Origin of the sequence: Streptomyces nanshensis (assembly GCF_001751255.1) — a bacterium.
In the GTDB taxonomy this organism is placed as follows: Bacteria; Actinomycetota; Actinomycetes; order Streptomycetales; family Streptomycetaceae; genus Streptomyces; species Streptomyces nanshensis_A.
Genome location: NZ_LJGW01000092.1, coordinates 9,894 through 12,405 on the forward strand (window position 1 = coordinate 9,894; position 2,512 = coordinate 12,405).

Below are 2,512 nucleotides of genomic sequence, written 5' to 3' on the forward strand. Positions count from 1 at the left end.
CCCCTCGGCGCGGCGCGGTTGCCGGGCACACGAAGTGCCCTGCCATGCTACCCCGCCGCGCTGCGCCGTAGGCCACGACCGGCCAACCGCCGCGCCCCGCAGCCCCGTTCTGCCGGCCGCGCTGCGCCCGTACGCCCTGCCCCGCGCACGGCGGCCGGGGCAACGTACGCGGCGCCGGGTGGTCATTCCGTGTCCCCCGAACCCCCGGCGGCGGTGCCGGCCTCGCGTACGGACGCCGCGGCGTGAGCCAGGCCGCGCTCCAGGCCGCCGCGCCAGATCTGACCGGGGGTCGTGACCTGGGCGGAGAGCCGTTCGTACTCGGCGAGCGGCCCCACCAGCTGCTCCCGGCCCTCCTTGTCCGGCCGGGAGCGGGGCGTCACGAGGCCGGGGTGCTCGTCGCGCCACCGGCGCAGCGCCTCGATCGCCTCGCGGGAGGTCTCCCAGCAGGCGGCGACCGTACGCTCGACCAGCAGCCAGTCCAGACGGACCGAGATCTTCTCCGCGAAGCCGCCGTCCCGCGAGCCGGGCCATTTCCCCTGGTCCCACGCCGCCTCCGGCGCCGCCGGCCACTCCCGGTCCCAGCCGCGCGCCCGCAGCTCCTGCCGCACCCCCCACGCGATCACCGCGTCCTGGGTATCCAGCAACTCCCCCTCCGCCCGCCGGCGCTGAAGCTCCGCCCGCCGCCGCGCCCGCACCTTCGCCGCCTCAACGCGCGACAGCCCGTACGTACGCCACGCCGGCTCCGAACGCAGCATGATGCCCCGCGGCTGCTCCGCCTCCACCACCCGCTTCAACCGGTCCCGCGCACCGAACGGCGCCCAGACCGACACCGGATACCGCGACCCTCGCTCCATGGCACCCCACCAGCTTCTTTGTAACCTGCAAGTCTCAATCACCGTACCCCGCACGCCCCGGCGGGATCGTGATCCACCGTCATCTCGGCGTCGTCGACACTGCTCCTGCTCGCTGTCCGCCTGGTTCCGGAGTCCTGCCCACCGCCGAACGCCGCGCTGTGGGACCCGGCGAGTCGGCCGGCGCCTTGGCCCAGCTGCGCCTCGTCGAGCCCACCGCGCGCCCGCTGCTCCTCCGCCGGCACCGCCGGCCCGGCACGTACGGCCGCGGCTGTCTTCCACAGCTGCGCGGTGGCCTGCGCGGTGGCGTCGGCGCCCCCGGGTGGGCAGTCGGCCGGGGCCCGGGACAGGGTGCACGCGGAGGCGGGCATGCCGGCGGCCCGGCGGGCGAAGCTGTCGAGGTCTCGCCCGGCGTGCGGTGGGGAGCGCAGTTGACCGGTGGGCAGTGTGCGTCCCTCGCCTGGGCAGCGGGTCAGGGACGCACGCGGTCAGTGGCGGGTGCGGGTNGTCAGGAGGCGTTCCCAGGTGCGGGTGGAGCCGCCGTGCTCGGCTGCGAGTTCGGCGGCGGTCCGGGAGGTGGGGGCGTTCCCGGCCTTGGTGAGGGCGGCGGCGGCGATCGGTACGCGGGGGTCGTCCTGGTAGGGGTGTGCCTTGCGCCGTTCGGGCTGGGGGCCGGGCTTGCGTCCTCCGCTGGGGGCGGGCGGGTTGTCGCGCCGGTGGGCCAGGACGCGGCGCGGCCAGACGGTGAGGCGGTTGATGAGCTTGCCCTGGGCGGTGCGGACCTTCTCGCCGGGGGGCAGGTAGCCCTTGGCGACGAGGGTGTAGACGTCGTCGGCGGTGATGCCGAGGAAGGCCGCGGCCTCGCGGGCGTCGAGACGGTCCTCGGGGTCCTCGCGGTCGGACAGCGCCGGGATGCGGGCGGGGTCGTGGGTGGCGTGGGCGGCTTCGGCCTGGGCCAGGTCGTAGACGCGGGTGAGGCCCGGCGCGTCCTGGACGTCGAAGAGGTCGGGCACCAGGGCCCGGAAGCGGGGGGCTTCGCGGCGCTGCCAGGTGGAGAGGGGCACACCGGCCCGCTTGGCGATCTCGGCCTCGGTCGTGACCGGACGGCCGGGCTGTCCGGTGGTGTCGTTGCTGGCGCGGATCACCGCGTCCTCCTTCGTCTTGTGGGGCCCGTAGACTGCCGGGGTCCGTCCCCAGCTCTGGGTATCTGCAGGGCTGTTGGCGGTATCGGTATCGGTATCGGGGCCGGTGGTGTGCCGGGCCGCTTCCGGGCGGTCCTCCACCGGCCCTTCCGCGTGCCGCACCCTTCCGGGATTCGACAGTCACAACTGTACAGGGTTCGAAACCTGCGGGCAAGTCCCCCCGGCCCCCGTTATCCCCGCCGTCGCCGGGCGGTGACCGCTTCCTCCACCCGCGCCCGCCGGTAGGCCTTGCGGGGCCGGCCCCGGCCGGAGGCCGGCGGCAGCGTCCCGTCCGCTGCGCCGAGCGAGCTCTCCCGCCCCTCCCGCACCGCCCGGTTGAACTCCCGGGCGCCGGCGTAGCCGAGCCTGGCGGCCACCTCCTCCACGGGAACCAGCTGCTCCTGCTCCGCCCCGCCGTCCGTACCCGCGGCGCCTTGCCGTCGGTCCCGCTCGAGCTCGACCCGCTCGCGCCGGTACAGC

At 75.8% G+C, this 2,512-nt stretch carries 2 protein-coding genes; both read right to left on the reverse strand.

Going from position 1 to position 2,512, the window contains the following annotated elements; translation table 11 throughout:
* Positions 1 to 182 precede the first annotated feature (182 nt).
* Positions 183 to 854: a hypothetical protein gene (locus tag AN218_RS04650; RefSeq protein ID WP_070015336.1), complete on the reverse strand. Its 672-nt coding sequence runs from the start codon at positions 852 to 854 to the stop codon at positions 183 to 185.
* A 1,369-nt stretch (positions 855 to 2,223) separates the two neighbouring features.
* Positions 2,224 to 2,512, reverse strand: a 289-nt coding sequence (locus AN218_RS36405; RefSeq protein ID WP_420855937.1) for a hypothetical protein, incomplete at its 5' end; no start/stop codon positions are given.

Excerpts from the sequence above, each read along its gene's own strand:
- AN218_RS04650 (WP_070015336.1), bottom strand. The coding sequence starts at position 854 with ATGGAGCGAGGGTCGCGGTATCCGGTGTCGGTCTGGGCGCCGTTCGGT.